The sequence below is a fragment of the Rhodopseudomonas sp. G2_2311 genome, assembly GCF_047501505.1.
GTDB classification, from domain to species: domain Bacteria; phylum Pseudomonadota; class Alphaproteobacteria; order Rhizobiales; family Xanthobacteraceae; genus Rhodopseudomonas; species Rhodopseudomonas palustris_H.
Genome location: NZ_JAZDRK010000003.1, coordinates 107,899 through 123,888 on the forward strand (window position 1 = coordinate 107,899; position 15,990 = coordinate 123,888).

At 67.5% G+C, this 15,990-nt stretch carries 18 protein-coding genes and 3 riboswitches; of the genes, 6 read left to right on the plus strand and 12 right to left on the minus strand.

Annotated elements, in window-relative coordinates; translation table 11 throughout:
* The first annotated feature begins 127 nt into the window (after positions 1-127).
* The 3 genes from VRZ08_RS05925 to VRZ08_RS05935 all read left to right on the plus strand — a co-directional run bounded on the left by VRZ08_RS05925 (position 128) and on the right by VRZ08_RS05935 (position 1,664).
* Positions 128-487 (plus strand): hypothetical protein, encoded by a 360-nt coding sequence (locus VRZ08_RS05925; RefSeq protein WP_414531938.1) that lies wholly within the window; start codon positions 128-130, stop codon positions 485-487.
* Positions 484-1,089 carry a cysteine hydrolase family protein gene (locus VRZ08_RS05930; RefSeq protein ID WP_414531939.1) on the plus strand — a complete coding sequence of 202 codons (606 nt, stop codon included), beginning with the start codon at positions 484-486 and terminating at the stop codon, positions 1,087-1,089. Before VRZ08_RS05925 ends, VRZ08_RS05930 begins: the two co-directional genes overlap by 4 nt.
* An 83-nt stretch (positions 1,090-1,172) precedes the next feature.
* The gene (locus VRZ08_RS05935; protein ID WP_414531940.1) at positions 1,173-1,664 is read left to right on the plus strand and encodes a ferritin-like domain-containing protein; all 492 of its coding nucleotides are present in this window, start codon (positions 1,173-1,175) and stop codon (positions 1,662-1,664) included.
* Between the two features lie 159 nt (positions 1,665-1,823).
* On the opposite strand, the gene VRZ08_RS05940 is transcribed toward VRZ08_RS05935, so the two are convergent.
* Complete coding sequence (locus VRZ08_RS05940) at positions 1,824-2,996, minus strand: zinc-dependent alcohol dehydrogenase (RefSeq protein ID WP_414531941.1); 1,173 nt, start codon at positions 2,994-2,996, stop codon at positions 1,824-1,826.
* Positions 2,997-3,169: 173 nt separating this feature from the next.
* Here VRZ08_RS05940 and VRZ08_RS05945 point away from each other — a divergent pair, with 173 nt between their 5' ends.
* Together VRZ08_RS05945 and VRZ08_RS05950 are read left to right on the plus strand one after the other, a co-directional pair.
* On the plus strand, positions 3,170-3,493 hold the full coding sequence (locus VRZ08_RS05945; protein WP_408017105.1) for a hypothetical protein: 324 nt from the start codon (positions 3,170-3,172) through the stop codon (positions 3,491-3,493).
* A 122-nt stretch (positions 3,494-3,615) separates the two neighbouring features.
* Positions 3,616-3,817, plus strand: a riboswitch (cobalamin riboswitch).
* Between the two features lie 32 nt (positions 3,818-3,849).
* Positions 3,850-4,785 (plus strand): ABC transporter substrate-binding protein, encoded by a 936-nt coding sequence (locus VRZ08_RS05950; protein ID WP_414531942.1) that lies wholly within the window; start codon positions 3,850-3,852, stop codon positions 4,783-4,785.
* Between the two features lie 32 nt (positions 4,786-4,817).
* Here VRZ08_RS05950 and cobA read toward each other — a convergent pair whose 3' ends face one another.
* Genes cobA through cbiE form a run of 5 tightly spaced genes read right to left on the minus strand, consistent with a single transcriptional unit; the run spans position 4,818 to position 9,303 of the window.
* Positions 4,818-5,567, minus strand: coding sequence for a uroporphyrinogen-III C-methyltransferase (cobA, locus tag VRZ08_RS05955; protein ID WP_414531943.1), 750 nt, complete (start codon positions 5,565-5,567; stop codon positions 4,818-4,820).
* Positions 5,567-6,928 carry a cobyrinate a,c-diamide synthase gene (locus VRZ08_RS05960; RefSeq protein WP_414531944.1) on the minus strand — a complete coding sequence of 454 codons (1,362 nt, stop codon included), beginning with the start codon at positions 6,926-6,928 and terminating at the stop codon, positions 5,567-5,569. Before VRZ08_RS05960 ends, cobA begins: the two co-directional genes overlap by 1 nt.
* Positions 6,915-7,694, minus strand: a complete 780-nt coding sequence (gene cobM, locus VRZ08_RS05965) for a precorrin-4 C(11)-methyltransferase (RefSeq protein WP_414531945.1) — start codon at positions 7,692-7,694, stop codon at positions 6,915-6,917. Before cobM ends, VRZ08_RS05960 begins: the two co-directional genes overlap by 14 nt.
* Complete coding sequence (locus VRZ08_RS05970; RefSeq protein WP_414531946.1) at positions 7,691-8,083, minus strand: cobalamin biosynthesis protein; 393 nt, start codon at positions 8,081-8,083, stop codon at positions 7,691-7,693. The genes cobM and VRZ08_RS05970 overlap by 4 nt, the downstream gene beginning before the upstream one ends.
* On the minus strand, positions 8,080-9,303 hold the full coding sequence (cbiE, locus tag VRZ08_RS05975) for a precorrin-6y C5,15-methyltransferase (decarboxylating) subunit CbiE (protein WP_414531947.1): 1,224 nt from the start codon (positions 9,301-9,303) through the stop codon (positions 8,080-8,082). The genes VRZ08_RS05970 and cbiE overlap by 4 nt, the downstream gene beginning before the upstream one ends.
* Here cbiE and VRZ08_RS05980 point away from each other — a divergent pair.
* Complete coding sequence (locus tag VRZ08_RS05980) at positions 9,302-10,084, plus strand: cobalt-precorrin-6A reductase (RefSeq protein ID WP_414531948.1); 783 nt, start codon at positions 9,302-9,304, stop codon at positions 10,082-10,084. The two genes, cbiE and VRZ08_RS05980, sit on opposite strands and share 2 nt — an antisense overlap.
* On the opposite strand, the gene cobJ is transcribed toward VRZ08_RS05980, so the two are convergent.
* From cobJ to tcuA, 6 genes are all read right to left on the minus strand, one after another.
* The gene (cobJ, locus tag VRZ08_RS05985) at positions 10,051-10,812 is read right to left on the minus strand and encodes a precorrin-3B C(17)-methyltransferase (protein WP_414531949.1); all 762 of its coding nucleotides are present in this window, start codon (positions 10,810-10,812) and stop codon (positions 10,051-10,053) included. The two genes, VRZ08_RS05980 and cobJ, sit on opposite strands and share 34 nt — an antisense overlap.
* Positions 10,809-11,537: a precorrin-2 C(20)-methyltransferase gene (locus VRZ08_RS05990; RefSeq protein ID WP_414531950.1), complete on the minus strand. Its 729-nt coding sequence runs from the start codon at positions 11,535-11,537 to the stop codon at positions 10,809-10,811. Before VRZ08_RS05990 ends, cobJ begins: the two co-directional genes overlap by 4 nt.
* Positions 11,534-12,163 carry a precorrin-8X methylmutase gene (locus VRZ08_RS05995; protein WP_414531951.1) on the minus strand — a complete coding sequence of 210 codons (630 nt, stop codon included), beginning with the start codon at positions 12,161-12,163 and terminating at the stop codon, positions 11,534-11,536. Before VRZ08_RS05995 ends, VRZ08_RS05990 begins: the two co-directional genes overlap by 4 nt.
* Complete coding sequence (locus tag VRZ08_RS06000) at positions 12,160-12,723, minus strand: hypothetical protein (RefSeq protein ID WP_414531952.1); 564 nt, start codon at positions 12,721-12,723, stop codon at positions 12,160-12,162. The genes VRZ08_RS05995 and VRZ08_RS06000 overlap by 4 nt, the downstream gene beginning before the upstream one ends.
* A 109-nt stretch (positions 12,724-12,832) precedes the next feature.
* Positions 12,833-13,038: riboswitch (cobalamin riboswitch) on the minus strand.
* A gap of 116 nt (positions 13,039-13,154) precedes the next feature.
* A complete protein-coding gene (gene tcuB / locus VRZ08_RS06005) occupies positions 13,155-14,261 on the minus strand; it encodes a tricarballylate utilization 4Fe-4S protein TcuB (RefSeq protein ID WP_414531953.1) in 1,107 nt (368 codons plus the stop codon).
* Entirely contained in the window at positions 14,248-15,552 is a 1,305-nt protein-coding gene (gene tcuA / locus VRZ08_RS06010) for an FAD-dependent tricarballylate dehydrogenase TcuA (protein WP_414532180.1), read from the minus strand. The genes tcuB and tcuA overlap by 14 nt, the downstream gene beginning before the upstream one ends.
* Positions 15,553-15,698: 146 nt before the next feature.
* Positions 15,699-15,908, plus strand: a riboswitch (cobalamin riboswitch).
* Positions 15,909-15,990 lie beyond the last annotated feature (82 nt).

Here is a 15,990-nt window from a genome sequence, read left to right on the forward strand (position 1 = left end):
GGTGTGGTCTCCATCAGGTTCACCCGCCAACGATGCCGATCGTGCAGCGTTCCAACTCAGCCTGAGCGCCGGATTGGAACGTGGCCCGAGGCCGACGGTTCTTTGCTTATCCACGATGGAGAGCGACGTGCGTGTGATCCCGACCCGCCTTCATGGCGCGATCGACTACCTGGTGTCGGTGCTGGTGCTGGCGTTGCCGTTCATAGCCGGTGAGCAGGGGGGCCTGCGCTGGATGTTCACGGCGGTGGGCTGCGCCGGAATCATCTACAGCCTGATCACCGATTACGAGTGGGGCGTCGTGCGGCTACTGCCGGTGCCGTGGCATCTAGCGCTCGACGTGGTGTTTGGCGTTGCAATGCTCGCCCTTGGCATCTTCCTCTGGCTATCACTCCTCGGGGTGATCAGCGCCGTGGTCGGCATCGCCGCGCTGATCCTGGCGGCCATCACGGAGCTGCGCCCGCGCACAGCGCGCCCGATCGCGTCATGATCAAGCCGCCACCGGCCGAGCCGATCGAGGCTGCCATCCACCTCTGCGTCGATATGCAGCGGATCTTCGCGCGCGGCGGTGTGTGGGAGACGCCGTGGATGGAGCGCGTCCTGCCGGTGGTCGTGGATGTCTCGAACCACTATGCGAGATCAACGATCTTCACCCGCTTCATCACGCCCGAGCATCCGGAGCAGCGGCCGGGGCGGTGGCAGCGTTACTACCAGCGCTGGGAGGCCGCTTTGCGGCCCAATCTGGAGCCGGAACAGCTCGACCTGGTGCCGGAGTTGCAACGCTTGGTGCCGCCCGCGCAGGTGATCGACAAGCCGGTGTACTCCGCCTTCAAGCACTCGCCTTTGGCATCGATGCTTGTCGAGCGCGGCGTTGGCACCGTGGTGGTCACGGGGGCTGAGACCGACGTCTGCGTGCTCGCCACAGTGCTCGATGCGGTGGACCTTGGTTTTCGCGTCGTGCTGGTCGAGGATGCGCTGTGCAGCTCGTCCGACCCTGGTCATGACGCACTGATGACGATGTACCGCACCCGATACGGCCAGCAGATCGATCTCGTCGGTCGAGAGATGCTGTTCGATCTCTGGAAGTTTTGACGCAAGGCGAAGGCTGGTTCCGATAGGAACGGTGCACATCCGGCCACGTTGAACGCGCGATCATTTCAACTGGAGACTGAAGAATGGCTCAGGACGCACGTGAGATCTTTGTTACCGGGCTGCGCAATGCCCACGCCATGGAGACCCAGGCGCGGGAGATGATGGAGCGGCAGTCCGAACGGCTCGACGACTATCCGGAAGTGAAAGCCCGGGTGCAGCAGCATTTGCGGGAAACCGAAGGTCAGCTCAAGCGGCTCGACGAGTGCCTGTCCGCCTGCGGCGAAAGCGCCTCGATGCTGAAGGACACCACGCAGTCGTTCATGGGCAATATGGCGGCACTGGCTCACACCGTGATGCCCGACGAGATTTTGAAGAACACCTTCGCCAACAACGCCTTCGAACATTTCGAAATCGCCGCCTACAAATCGCTATTGGCGCTTGCCGACATCGCTGGCTTCGGTTCGGCCGAGCCATTGCTGCAGGCGTCCCTGAAGGAAGAAGAAGCGATGGCGGCGTGGATCGACCAGAACATCGACAGCGTCACACGATCCTACGTTCAGGCCCAGGCGGCCTGAGCTTATACTCCTGATAAATCGGAAGACTGTGGCCGGGCTCAGCCCGGCCATTTCGTTGGTGCCGTGCACCGTCGGACTTGATCCCTCCTAGAACGACGATGGCCGGGCGATCCCGGCCAGGATGAAGTCTTTGTATGTCGTTCTATGAGCTGAGCTCGCTCAGGTTGGTTTCATCACCACCTTGATGCAGCCCTCCTTCTTGTCGCGGAAGGTCTTGTAGAGTTCCGGGCCTTCTTCCAACGTGGCGCGGTGGGTGATCACGAAGGAAGGATCGATCTCGCCGTTTTGGATGCGGCCGAGCAGTTGCGGCAGATAATGCTGCACCGGAGTCTGCGCCATCCGCATCGTCAGGCCGCGGTTGATCGCCGAACCCATCGGGATCTTGTCGAGCAGCCCACCATAGACGCCGACGATCGACACTGTGCCAAAGTTTCGGCAGCAGTGGATCGCCTGGCGCAACACGTGCGGCCGGTCCGTGCCCATGAAGGTGGCCATCTTCACGCGGTCGACCATCGAGTCGAAGCTCGCCATTGCGGCCGCTTCGGTTCCGACCGCGTCGATGCACGCGTCGGCACCGCGGCCGTTGGTGAGATCCTGGATCTTGTCGTAGACGTCATCGTCCATGAAGTTGATCACGATCGCGCCGGATTGCCGCGCCATCTCCATGCGCTCCGGCACCGTGTCGATCGCGATCACGCGTTCGGCGCCGAGCAGGAAGGCGCTCTTGATCGCCATCTGGCCGACCGGGCCGCAGCCCCACACCGCAACTGTCTCGCCGCCTTTGAGATTGCAGAAGTCCGCTGCCATGAAACCGGTCGGGAAGATATCGGACAGGAACAGAACCTGCTCGTCGGTCAGTCCATCGGGCACTTTGATCGGACCGACGTCGGCATACGGCACGCGCAGATACTCGGCCTGACCACCGGCATAGCCGCCGAGCATATGCGAGTAGCCGAACAGGCCAGCGGGCGAATGGCCCCACATCTTCTCAGCCGCTTTGGCGTTGGGATTCGATCGCTCGCAGCCTGAATAGAAGCCGCGCTGGCAGAAGAAGCATTCGCCGCAGGAAATGGTGAACGGGACCACCACCCGATCGCCGACCTTGAGCTTGGTATTCTCGGAACCGACCTCGACGACTTCACCCATGGTCTCGTGGCCGAGCACGTCACCGCTCTGCATCGACGGCATGATGCCGTCCATCAGGTGCAGGTCCGAACCGCAGATCGCGCAGGCCGTCACTTTGATGATCGCATCGCGGCCGTGTTCGATTTTCGGATCCGGCACGCTCTCGCAGCGGATGTCGTTCTTGCCGTGCCAGGTCAGAGCTTTCATCTGCAGTTCCTCGTCGTTGATGGCGAGGGGAAAAGCCGAACATGGTCGGTTGTTCCTGTTGCCCGGCTGGAACGCCGCGACCTGAAGACGCGACTGGTTAGTTAGGAACGGCGTCTCCGAAGCTCCGTTGACCTCTGCGCAACTCAGCAATCAGAACAATGACAGGAGCGACGATGATGGTGCGGAAGACGACGACAGCGATGGCCGTGCTCGCAGTGCTGGCGCTTGGCGCGAGCCAAGTGATGGCCCAAGGCGGTGGTGGCGGCGGTGGAGCCGGCGGCGGCGCGGGTGGTGGTGCCGGGGCCGGCGGTGCCGGCGCAGGAGCCGGTGGAGCAGGCGCGGGCGCCGGTGGCGCGGCTGGCGGCGGCGCGGGCGGTGGCGGCCCGTCGAACTCCGATCGTGGTGGTCAGGGCTCGGGCAGCGCGCACGGCGCGACCAATTCGACGACGCCGAGCTCGGACGGCCAGTCGGGCGCAACCACGCCGATGCGAAAGTAAGCGAACCGGCGGCGAGAAGCCGTGAAGTTCAAGCCGGGTGGTGCCTGACTGCACCTCCCGGCTTTTTGCTTGCCAGGTAGGCTGCGGAAGATGGTCGTCTTGCCGGGGGCTGGGCGACGTGCTTAACCCAGACGTGTACCGGTGCCTTTCGCTGAGAGAGGTGAAACGGGAATGCGGTGCGGGGCGATGCCCCAATGCCGCAGCTGCCCTCGCAACTGTGGGCGGATCGGAGCGTCCTCGAATGCCACTGGCCGAACTGGCCGGGAAGGCGGACGCGACGGATATCCGCGAGCCAGGAGACCGGCCGGTGCATGGTGTGCAACTCGTTCGGCGATGGGCCGGCGGAGGATGTCGTCTTGGACAGAACAATTGCGCCGCATTGCGGCGTCCGGCCCCCCGTCGCGTTGCGTGACCGGCGTGCGCCTCGCTGGCGTTCCCGCTTGTTGCTGGTGGTCGCCGCCGTTGGTTTGCTGGCCTCGCCAGCGTTCGCCGCCTCCAAGCGGATCGCCTCGATCAACATGTGCACCGATCAGTTGCTAATCGCCCTGGCTGATGCCGACCAGATCGCTGGCCTCGGACCGTATGCGCGTGATCCGAGGCTGTCGTGGCTCGCCAAGGAGGCTGAGCGATTTCCGAAGCTGTCCGGTGAGGCCGAGGATCTGTTGATGCTCGCGCCCGACGTGGTGCTGGCCGGCCGCTACGGCAAGCGTGCCACGCGCGAGTTGCTGCGCGCGCAGAACATTCCGGTCGAAGAGTTCGACGTGCCGCGGACGATCGACGAGGTGAAACTTCAGATCCGACGAGTCGGCGCGCTGGTCGGCCATCCTGAACGCTCGGAGGCGATGATCGCGTCGGTCGATCAGGCCGCGGAGCGGGCACGACGCACCGCCTCGCGGTGGCAGGGCCGGGTGCTGGCGTTGTCGCGGCGCGGCTGGGTGACCGGCGGCGATAGTCTGCTCAGCTCGCTGCTGCAGACCGCTGGCCTGTCGAATGCGGCGTCCGACCTTGGTTTCGCCTATGGCGGCTTCGCCTCGCTCGAAGCGATCGTCGCATCGCGGCCGGACCTTTTACTCGTATCCGAAGAGCAGCCGGTGGCTGAAGATCAGGGCAAGGCTCTGCTGCTGCATCCCGCGATCCAGCAGGCCTATCCGGCTAGCCGACGGATCGTTGTTCCAGATCAGCTCACGGTCTGCGGCGGCGCGATGCTGCCGGTTGCGCTCGATCGACTATCCGACGCGATCGAGCAGATCAGCCAGCGCCGAGGCGTTGCGGCGGCCGCGCCGCGGCAGTGAACGCGTCGTCGTCGCCGGCCGCGTGCTGGCGATCAGCTCTCCTCCAGCGCTGCGCCGTACAAAATCATGCAGGGGCCGGCCGGCCGGTCGGCGGTGAGGCGCGCGGCGATCTCGCTGACGCTGCCCCGTTGCACGTTGGTCGCATCGGAGCCGAGGCTTTCGACCATCACGGCCGGCGTCGCTGCGTCCAGGCCGCGGGCGATCAGTTGCGCCGCGAGGGCCGGGAAGGTGGCCTTGCCCATATAGACGCAGGTCGTTGCGGTGGCGTCGGCCAGCGCTGCGAGGTCGAGATCGCGCGGTAGGCGGCCGTCGACATCATGGCCGGTGACGAACTGCACCCGGCGCGCGACGCCGCGCTTGGTCAGCGATGCGCCGATCGTGGCGGCAGCAGCGGTCGCCGTGGTGATGCCGGGCACGATCTCGACCGCGATACCGGCCTCGCGCGCGGCCCGCAGCTCCTCGTCGGCGCGGGCAAACAGTGTCGGATCGCCGGCCTTCAGCCGCACCACATGCTTGCCATGCAGCGCGTAGCTGATCGCGAGCCGGCTGACTTCATCCTGGCGCGGCGAGGGATGGCCGGCGCGCTTGCCGACCGCGACCATCTCGGCGTTGGGATCGAGATACGCCATGAAGTCTTCGCCGGCGAGGTCGTCGTACAGCACCACGTCTGCGGCCTGCAGGCGCTTGATCGCGCGCAGTGTCAGCAGGTCGGCATCGCCCGGGCCGGCGCCGACCAGCGTGATGCGGCCGGGTGCAGCGGCGCTTTCGAAAGAGTTGGACATCAGGCGATCGCCCCCTCGGCGACATCGATCAGATGGAAGAAGGTGCCGGTGACGTGGCCGCGGCGGCTGCCGGTCTCATCAGTGAGTCGGCCGGCGGGATCGCGGATTTCGGCGAGCGGCTCGTCCGCCACGGCGACGACGCGCGCGTAGTGATATTCATGGCCGCGCAGAACGGTGCCCGCCGCATGGCCGGCGGCTGCGGCCTGCAAGGTCGCGAGCCGGTAGCCGAGATGCAGCTTGCGGCTGGCGAAGTCGGTTTCGAGGCCGAGCAGTCCGGCCATCGCATGGCGCGTGCCGTCGGCATCGATCAGGCCGGCACCGAGCGTCATGTAGCCGCCGCACTCGCCGTGCACCGGGCGGGTTTCCGCGAATGCGCCGAGCGCCGCCTTGAATCGCGTCGCCGCCGCAAGTCGCCCGGCGTGTAGCTCGGGATAGCCGCCCGGCAGCCATGCGGTGTCGCAGGATGGATCGGGGCCTTCATCATTCAACGGCGAAAACGGCACGATCTCGGCGCCGGCCGCGCGCCAGCCGGCGGTGAGGTGCGGATAGATGAACGAGAACGCATCGTCATGCGCCAGCGCGATACGCTGGCCGGGCGGCGGCAGCGGACGTATCGTCGATGCGATCGGACGCGCCGGCTGCGCAGCGCGGATCAGCGCGTCGAGGTCGATACCACGCATGGCGCTGTCGGCGAGTTGCTGCAGGCGGGTGTCGAGCCTCGCGGTCTCGCGCGCCTGCACCAGGCCGAGATGGCGATTCTTCAGCGTGAGATCGCGTTGCCGCTCGAAGCTGCCCAGCACCGGAATGTCGTGCGCGGCGAAACCATCGCGGACCAGCGCTTCATGGCGCGGGCTGGCGACGTTGTTGAGGATGACGCCGGCGATGCGGACGTCGTTGCGATAGCCGGCAAACCCGAGCGCCAGAGCGGCGGCGGACTGCGCCTGACCGGCGACGTCGATCACCAGCGCCACCGGCCAGCCGGTGAACGCGGCGATATCGGCGGTTGCGCCGTTACCCCACGCGCCGATGGCGCTGCCGCCATCGAACAGCCCCATCACGCCTTCGGCGAGGCAGAGATCGGCGCCCGCCGCAGCATCGAGGAGGGACGTAATGCGGTCTTGTCCGAACGACCAGGAATCCAGATTGTAGCAGGGCCTGCCGGCGGCGATCTCGTGAAACGCCGGGTCGATGTAATCGGGTCCGCATTTGTACGGCTGCACGGTGAGGCCACGGCGGCGCAGGGCCGCGTGCAGCGCCAGCGTCACCGTCGTCTTGCCGCTATTGGTCGACGGCGCCGCGATGATCAGCCCTGGCGGACGGCCGTTCGTCGCGGTTGTTACGACGTGATCAGTCACGGTCACGGCCGTCCTCCGCCGAGCGGCGATAGCGGCGGTCGTAGTCGGGAGCGTACAGCGAGCTCTCGCGGAAATCGGTGGCGGCGAGCGATGGCCCGACCAGGATCAACGCGGTGCGGTCGATGCCTTCGGCGGCGACCTGCGCGGCGATCGAGCCGAGCGTGCCGCGGATCACCTGCTGCTCCGGCCAGCTCGCGCGCACCACCACCGCGACCGGGCCGTCGTCGCCATAATGCGGACGCAGCCGTTTGACGACGTCGGCAAGGACGTGGATCGACAGATGGATTGCCAGCGTCGCGCCGGTGGCGGCGAACGCTTCCAGAGTCTCGCGTGGCGGCATCGCCGAGGCGCGGCCGGAGGTGCGCGTCAGCACCACGGTCTGGGCGACTTCCGGTAGTGTCAGTTCGCGGCCGAGCACGGCGGCCGCCGCTGCGAACGACGGCACCCCGGGCGTGACGGTGTAGGGGATGCCGTGCTGCTCCAGCCGGCGGATCTGTTCGCCCATCGCGCTCCACACCGACAGGTCGCCGGAATGCAGCCGGGCAACGTCGTAGCCTGCTTCGGCAGCGGCAACGAACTCCGCCGTGATGGCGTCGAGATCGAGCGGCGCGGTGTCGACGACGCGCGCGTCCTTCGGGCATAGCGCGACGATCTCACGCGGGACTAATGAGCCGGCATAGAGGCACACCGGGCAGCGCATCACCAGGTCGCGGCCGCGCACGGTGATCAGGTCGGGCGCGCCCGGGCCGGCGCCGATGAAGTGGACGGTCATGGCAGCGGCTCCTCGATCGCCACCGCGGCCGTCGCGAGGCGATCCTGTGAAATCAAACGGGACACGATCAGGCGCGCGGTCGGTCCGGCGGCAGCCAGCGCCGCGGCTTCGCAGACGCTGCCGACGCCGCGGTGATGCGCGACCACGGCGGAGGACGTGGTGATACGTGCGGCGGCTTGATCGAGCGCAGTCGCTTCGATCGGCAACACCGGGAGAGCCGTTGCCGTCGCTGCCTCACGTAAGCCATTGTGAGCGGCCTTGTCGGCAGCGGTTGCCAGCGCCGATGGCAGGTGCGGTGCGGCGGTGCGGCGCGCGGCTTCGATCACGTCGATGATCGACGAGGCAGGGGTGACGGCGCGGAAGCCGATGCCGATGACGACCGCGGTCATTTGCGGACGCTCCATTGCACCACCGGCATCGCCGCGCGCCATCCGGTCAGCCCGCCGACCGGCGCGGCGCGCTCGACGCCGAGCCGCAGCAGCTCGCCGCCGTGACGACGATGCCAGTCGATCAGCAGCGCTTCGGTCTCCAGCGTCACCGCATTGACCACCAGCCGGCCACCTGCGGGTAGCGCCTGCCACACCGCATTCATCACGCCCTGACGGCTGGCACCGCCGCCGATAAACACCGCGTCCGGGGTGGGCAGTCCGGCGAGCGCCTCGGGCGCGGCGCCGAGCCGCAGATCGAACTGGGGCACGCCGAGCGCCTCGGCATTGGCACGTGCGGTGGCGAGACGGTCGGCGCGCGTTTCGATGCCGATCGCGCGATTGCTGCGCGCCGCCAGCAGCCATTCGATTCCGATTGAGCCGGCGCCGGCGCCGATGTCCCAGAGCAGCTCGTGGCCGCGCGGCGCCAGCGTCGACAGCGTCACCGCGCGGATCTCGCGCTTGGTGAGCTGGCCGTCGTGGTGAAACAGCTCGTCCGGCATGCCGCTGACGCACGGCATGATCAAGGCATTCGGCTCCGCGGATGCGGCGATGCCGAGTGCGACTGGAGCAGTGACGTCGGGGAAAGCGAAGATCGAGGCGGTGGTCCGCCGCACGCGCTCGCGCGGGCCGCCAAGTGCCTCGAGCACGGTGAGCTCGGACGCGCCGAAGCCGTTCGCTGCGAGATACGCGGCGATGTCGCCGACCGCGGCGCCGTCGCGCACCAGCACGATCAGCCGCGCCTGCGGGCGGAGATGCGGACGCAGCGTCGTGACCGGCCGCGCGTGCAGGCCGAACGTCACCGCGTCCTCCAGGCGCCAGCCGAGCCGCGCCGCAGCCCACGCAAAGGTTGATGGCGCCGGGACGGCGGTCCATTCCTTGGGCGCGAGATGATCGGCCAGTACCGCGCCGGCGCCGTGCCAGAACGGATCGCCGGAGCACAGCACCACGACGCGGCGGCCACGCTGCGCCAGCACGTCGGGGAGCGAGGCCGCGAACGGCACGCGCCACGGCATTGTGGGCTTGTTCAATGCGGCGACGAGGGAGAGATGGCGATCACCGCCGACGATCAGTTCGGCTGTGTCCAGCAGCGCCCGTGCGCGCGCCGACAACCCGTCGAGGCCGTCCTCACCGATTCCGACGATGGACAGCCAGGGCTGCGTCGTGTCATCGCTGCGGATCATGACGCTCCCTTCATCGCATCGCTCGCGCGTGTTGATCCTCGGTGGCACGGCCGATGCCTCGGCGCTGGCCAGGACGATCGCCGCCGAGCCCAACATTGACGCGGTTCTGTCGTTCGCGGGCCGTACCGATCACCCGAAGCCGCCGCCGATCCCGTTTCGGGTTGGTGGTTTCGGCGGCGTCGGCGGTCTGGTCGATTACTTGCGCGCCGAGCGGATCGAGCGCGTCGTCGACGCGACGCATCCGTTCGCGGCGCAGATGAGCCGCCATGCGGTGATCGCCTGCGCCGAAGCCGGTGTGCCGCTGCTGGCGCTGGAGCGGCCGGCGTGGCAGGCCACCACTGGCGATCGCTGGACCGAAGTCAATGATCTCGATCAGGCGGTCGGTGCGCTCGGCGCTGCGCCGCGGCGGGTGTTTCTCGGCATCGGCCGCCAGAACCTCGAATTGTTCGCGTCGCAGCCGCAGCACGCTTATCTGGTGCGGCTGGTCGATCCACCGCGCGGGCCGCTGCCGTTGCCGAACGTCGATATCGTGGTGGCGCGCGGACCGTTCGATCTCGCCGGCGACCGCGCGCTGCTGCAGGCGCACCGTACCGAGATCGTCGTCGCCAAGAACGCCGGCGGCGATGCAGCCGTCGCCAAGATCACCGCGGCGCGCGAACTCGGGCTGCCGGTGATCATGGTGAAGCGGCCCGCGGTGCCGGATCGGCACTGTGTCGCCACGGTCGCCGACGTGATGGCCTGGCTTGGTCACGACAGCGCTCCAGAGAACCGCGGGGTGTAGACGAAAGCGGAGCCGCTGCGACGCGGAATGATCTTGGTCTGCGACGAGCCGATCATCACCAGCGTGCGCATGTCGGCGCGTTGCGGCACCGCCTCGCCGAGCGGCGCCACGTCGATGCGTTCGCGCGGATCGCTGATAGCGGTCGCAAAGATCACCGGCACCGACGCCGGATGGATGCTGCGCAGCAGCTCGAAGGCGCGGCCGAGCTGCCAGGGGCGGGCTTTCGAGATCGGGTTGTACAGCGCGATCACGAAATCGGCTTCCGCTGCGGCGCGCAGCCGCTTCTCGACGGTCTCCCACGGCTTGAGATTGTCCGACAGGTTGATCGCGCAGAAATCGTGGCCGAGCGGCGCGCCGATCCGCGCTGCAGCGGCGAACATCGCGCTGATGCCGGGGAGCACGCGAATGTCGAGCTCGCGCCACGACGGATCGCCGGCCTCGATCGCCTCGAACAGCGCCGCCGCCATCGCGAACACGCCCGGATCGCCGGAGGAGACGATGACGACATGCCGGCCCTCGGTCGCCAGCCGCAGCGCGAAGCCTGCGCGATCGAGTTCTTCGCGGTTGTCGGAAGCGTGCCGCTGCAAGCCGTCGCGTTCGGCGACGCGAGCGACATAAGGTGCGTAGCCGACGATATCGGTCGCATGCGCCAGCGCGGCGCTGACTTCCGGTGTGATCAGTTCCTGCGCGCCGGGCCCGAGGCCCGCGACAACGACAGATCCGGTCATGGCCGTCGCCCCTGTCCGTGGACCAGCACGATCGAGAAGTAGGGCGCGTCGTCGGTGGTCTTGTCGGCGAGCGGCATCACCACCTGATCGGCCATCGCGCCGCGCTCGACATAGATCGCGCGATCGAGCAGGCCGGCGTCGTCGAGGGCGCGGCGCACCTTCGGCAGATTGCGGCCGAGCTTCATGATCACGATCGCATCGCCGGTGGCGAACGCCGCCTTCAGCCGGTCCGGCCCGAGCGTCGCTGGCACCACGCAAAGCACGTCGTCGCCGTAAGTGATCGGCGTGCCGCTCGCGGTCCAGCACGCCGCCATGCCGGAGATGCCGGGGACGACTTCGACGCGGACGCGCGGCGCCAGCCGGCTGTGCAGATGCATGAACGAGCCGTACAGGAACGGATCGCCTTCACACAGCACGACGACGTCGCGGCCTTGCGCGATGTGCTCGGAAAGCCGCGCGACGCATTGTTCGTAGAAGCTGCGCAGCGTCGCCGCATAGGCCGGATCGTCGAGGGTGATTTCGGTCGTTACCGGATAGTCCATCGGCTCTTCGATCACGCCGTCCGGTAACAGTCCGTCGGCGATGCGGCGGGCGTGACCGGGGCGTCCGGCTTTGCGGAAATACGCCACCACCCGCGCTTCGCCGACCAGCTGCGCGGCGCGGACGCTCATCAGGTCGGGTGCGCCGGGGCCGACACCGACGCCGTAAACGGTCGGTGCGCTCATTCGCGTTCGCTCGCCAGGGCGTTGATTGCGGCCGCGGTCATCGCGCTGCCACCGCGGCGGCCACGCACGATCACGCAAGGCGAGGGCGAGTCCGCCAGCAGCGCTTCCTTGGATTCGGCGGCGCCGACGAATCCGACCGGGATGCCGATAATCGCCGCGGGGCGCGGTGCGCCAGGCTCTGCCAGAATTTCGAGCAGGCGGAACAGCGCGGTCGGCGCATTGCCGATCGCCACCACCGCGCCCTGCATCCGGTCGCGCCATAGATCGACTGCGGCGGCCGATCGGGTGGTGCCGAGCTGTGCGGCAAGCGCAGGAACGTCGGGATGGTTCAGCGTGCAGATCACCTCGTTGTCGGCCGGCAGCCGCTTGCGGGTGACGCCGTTGGCGACCATCTGGGCGTCGCACAGGATCGGCGCCCCGGCCTGCAGCGCGGCGCGGCCGGACGATACAAATCCGGGCGTGAACGCGATGTCGCCGGCGACTTCGACCATGCCGCTGGCGTGGATGATACGCACCGCAATCTTTTCCTCGTCGGGGGTGAACCGATCGAGCGCGGCTTCGGCGCGGATGATCGAAAACGACTGACGATAGATCGCGTCGCCGTCTCGTTCGTAAGCGTAGGTCATCGGACGGCGTCCTCGATCAGCTCGGGGAGAATGGAGGGATGCTGGTTGGCTTCGGTAGTCGCGCTCTCGCTCGGCGCGTCCATGGCAGAGATGCTGAGGCCCGCGGCGAGGGCGAGTTGCATCAGGATGGCGTGTGCGGCATCGCCAGCGCGCTGAATGTAAAGCCTGTTCAGGCGACGGAGCGTCGTGGGGGGCAGGTTAGTGATCAGTTCGCTCGGAACGTCGGGCTGCTCGCGGGTAGAGAGGACCGCGAAGGCAATGCGTCGGCTGCCGGCGAATGCGGCGATTGCTTCGATGGCTTCACGGCAAGGATGCGCCTGATCCGGCAGAGCGATCAGGAGCGCGCGTAGCGGCGACGCGTCGAGGGAGCGATCACATGCCTGCGCAGCGAAGCTTCCGAGATCGCTCACGCACAATCGGTTGGCGTTGCCGGGCCATGCCTGAACGAAGGCCGCCAGCGTCTCGGCGCAGGGCGACAGCACCGCGATCTCGGCGGGGTCCGGCGGAAGCGACGGCTGAGAACCGGCAATGACACCGGGATGGAGCGCAGTGGGCGGCATCGCGCCGAATCTCGTCGGTTGGCCATCGCGGGCGATGGCTCAAAACCGGCGAACGGACCTGCACTCCGGACCGCCGAAAGACATCCCGGGGCACCCCGCCCGAAACGACGTCATCATAGCAGGCGACGGCAGGTCTCCTGGCTCACGGGTCGTCGCCGATGCAGCCTTCCCGGAATATCTCCAGTGGCGTGTTGCGTCGGCTCACCGTTTACAGTTGCGGGGGCAGCTTCGGCTCGACCGCTGCAAGGCAGCGTTCTTCCGATATTCCCTCTTCGTCCTGTCCGAGGACAGGACACCGTCGGCGCGGGATGTTTGGGACGGAAACGGCGAACTGTCAATCGACCATCATTGGCAACTGGCCGCCGAGAGCCCTCATCAAATTCGCGCCAGCTTGATCGGGATCAAGGCGTATCGCCGGAGGCCTCCGGGGCTCACGCCAACGTGCTGCGGCGGCTGTCGATCGCCGCACGCAGCAGCGCCGCCGCCCGGAACGGCGCGTGCAGCGCCTTGCTGAACGGCAGGGCGGCGAACAGGCCGAACACCAGCCCGAGATGGGTGGTGAGCAACAGCCCCATCGCCGGCGTGCTGCGGAAGCCGAGCACCGCGAGCCCACTGGAGCCGACCAGGGTGAGCAGAATCAGAAACGCAACGTTCAATCTGGTTTCGCCGCGATCACTCGGCGCAGGATCGGCCCACGCTTCCAGTCCCAGCAGCCCGACAGCGCCGACGGTCATCGTCACGCCGCCGCCGAGCCCGAGCATCACCGGCAGGCTGGCGACCGGGTAGGGCGCCATCACGCCCAGCAGGTGATGATAAGCCGAGGCTACGATCGTCGACAGGCCGCTGAGCACGAAGCCGCCGGCGGTGAGGTGATGCAAGATCCGTCGCCGCTGCGAGGTTCGCTCATCATGGTCATGGCAGCCGGGTCCGCCGCCGCCGAGGTGGCGCAGTGTGACGATGTCCGACAACGCGATCGGCAGCGCGCGCACGATCTCGCTGATCGTCGTCTTTGGCGCGATCGTGCGCCAGTATCGCAGGGTCGCCAGCGTGATCGCTGTCACCGCCCACGCGAACGTGCCGCCTGCGAGCCCGGCCATCGCCGGCCACGGCAGCACGCGATAGAACGCGCCTTCGCCAGCGTATGTCGTCCGTAATGCTTCTGGTGAGCCCGTGCCCAGCACCAGCGCGAAGGTGATCAGCAGCGCGAGCGCGACGGTGGCGGGCACGGCGAGCGATGAGGCGCGAAAGGCGCGACCGAGCGCGGGCGGCCACAGATGGTCGGCATAAGAGTGCTGCCGCAGTTCGGCGAACGTCGCCGGCAGATTGACGGCGAACGGATGCGGTGGTGCGTACTGGCAATCGTGCCAGCAGCCCTGGCAGTTGTGGCACAGGTTCGACAGGTAGCTGACGTCGCTCAGGCTGAAGTTGTGCTTGCCGTCGATCGCTGGAAACACCGGGCAGAGCCCATCGCAATACATGCAGGCGCTGCAGATCCGCAGCACGCGCTCGGCTTCGAGCATCGGATCAGCCGCGGACATGGCGCGCTGCCTCCTCACCTGCGATCTGGCCGAATACTGCCGATAGGGTGATGCCGAGCCCGGCGAGATAGCCGCGGCGCAGCACATTCGCAGCCATGATCATGCCGGCCGCGAACAGATCGTCGTGGCGGCGACCGTCGGCCTGGACCACCCGCATCGTTGCATCCACCTTGATGCCGTAGTGCACGAACGTCAGCCCCGGCCGCATCGGATAGGCGGCAAATGGTGGCTCCGCGATGGTACGCGCGGCGTTGGCCGGGGCGGCATTGAAGTCCTCGATGCTTTGCAACAGAGCCGTGGGATCGATCTGCAGCGCGGCAGCTAGTTCGCCGAGGTTCGGCGCAGTGACTGGCGCCAGGGCGGATGGCGCGGCACGGGCGAGGCCTTGGGTATCGAGCACCAGATAAGCGATCTGGCCGGGGCAGGCGGCGATCCTTGGTCCCCATTTGGCGTAGTGCGTTGGCTGCGATCCGGCCCCTGCGACATCGATGCGCGCGCCGGATCGGTCGACCACGAGGCCGAGCGGAATCGACGTGATCCGGGTAACGATGCCGCCGTCGAATTGCGGGCCGCGCGCGTCGACCGGAACGACATGACAGGTGGTCGGATCGCCGATCGTACAGCCGCCGGCCGCGATCAGCAGATCGAGCAGACGACCGTCCGAATAAGGCGTGCCGCGGACCATCCAGCCTTCGGCGGTGCTGCCGAAATTTTCCTGCAACCAGGCGGGGTCGGCCCCGGGGCCACCGGCACAGACAACGACGCTCCGCGTGCGGATGGCGGCGTCCGCCCCAGCGGATCGGACGTTGATCGTCCAGCCTTCGTCTTCGGCACGCTGCAGCGACCGTGCCTCACTGTCGTAGCTGATCGCGACGCCCATCCGGTCGGCGGTGGCGTACAACGCGTTGATCATCGCCTTGCCGCCGCCGAGCGGAAACGCGGTGCGGCGGGAATACGGCATCACCCCGGTGCCAGGCGGCTGTAGATGCACGCCGTGCTCGATCAGCCAGTCGGCGATGCTGCGCGCGCGTTCGATCAACAGTTCCGTCAGCACTTGGTCGGTGCCGTCGCCCGTGACGCTGCGTAGCTCGGCGCGCAGTTCATCCGCTGTGTAGCGATCAGGGACATAAGCCTGTGGCGTCTCGTGGGTCAGCCGGAAATTGCGGCCGTGACGGGCGTTGCCGCCGCGTAGGGGGCGCGGTGCCGCTTCGAGCAGGCGGACCGAAGCGCCGCTGCGGCGCGCGGCGATTGCCGCGCAAAGACCGGCGATTCCGCCGCCTATCACCGTCACATCCCACAGCAAGATGCGGTCAATCCGGTCGAGATGATGCGCCAGGGCCGCTCGAGAGCGGCGAGAGAAAGCGCGGCTTGGTGGACCTTCGTCTTAGAGGGCGGCTCCGGGTTGTTGTCAATCTTGCGCCCGGGGCGTCGCCGTGCTGTGGTGCCGCTCGCTTCGGTGCCCTTCGTTCGAAGGGTGAAACGGGAATGCGGTGCGGCGAGCAATCGCCAAGTCCGCGGCTGCCCCCGCAACTGTAAGTGGACCGCTTCCGGTCAAACTGCCACTGAGCACGGCGCAACAGCCGCTCGGGAAGGCGACCGGGACAATGTCCGCGAGCCAGGAGACCGGCCGAAGTCCGAAAACCATGCCATTCGACGGTGGGTCGAAGAAGGACACAGACATGCTGCACCGACCGCCGACCTGACGCGCGCCTCCGCTTTCCGCGGACAA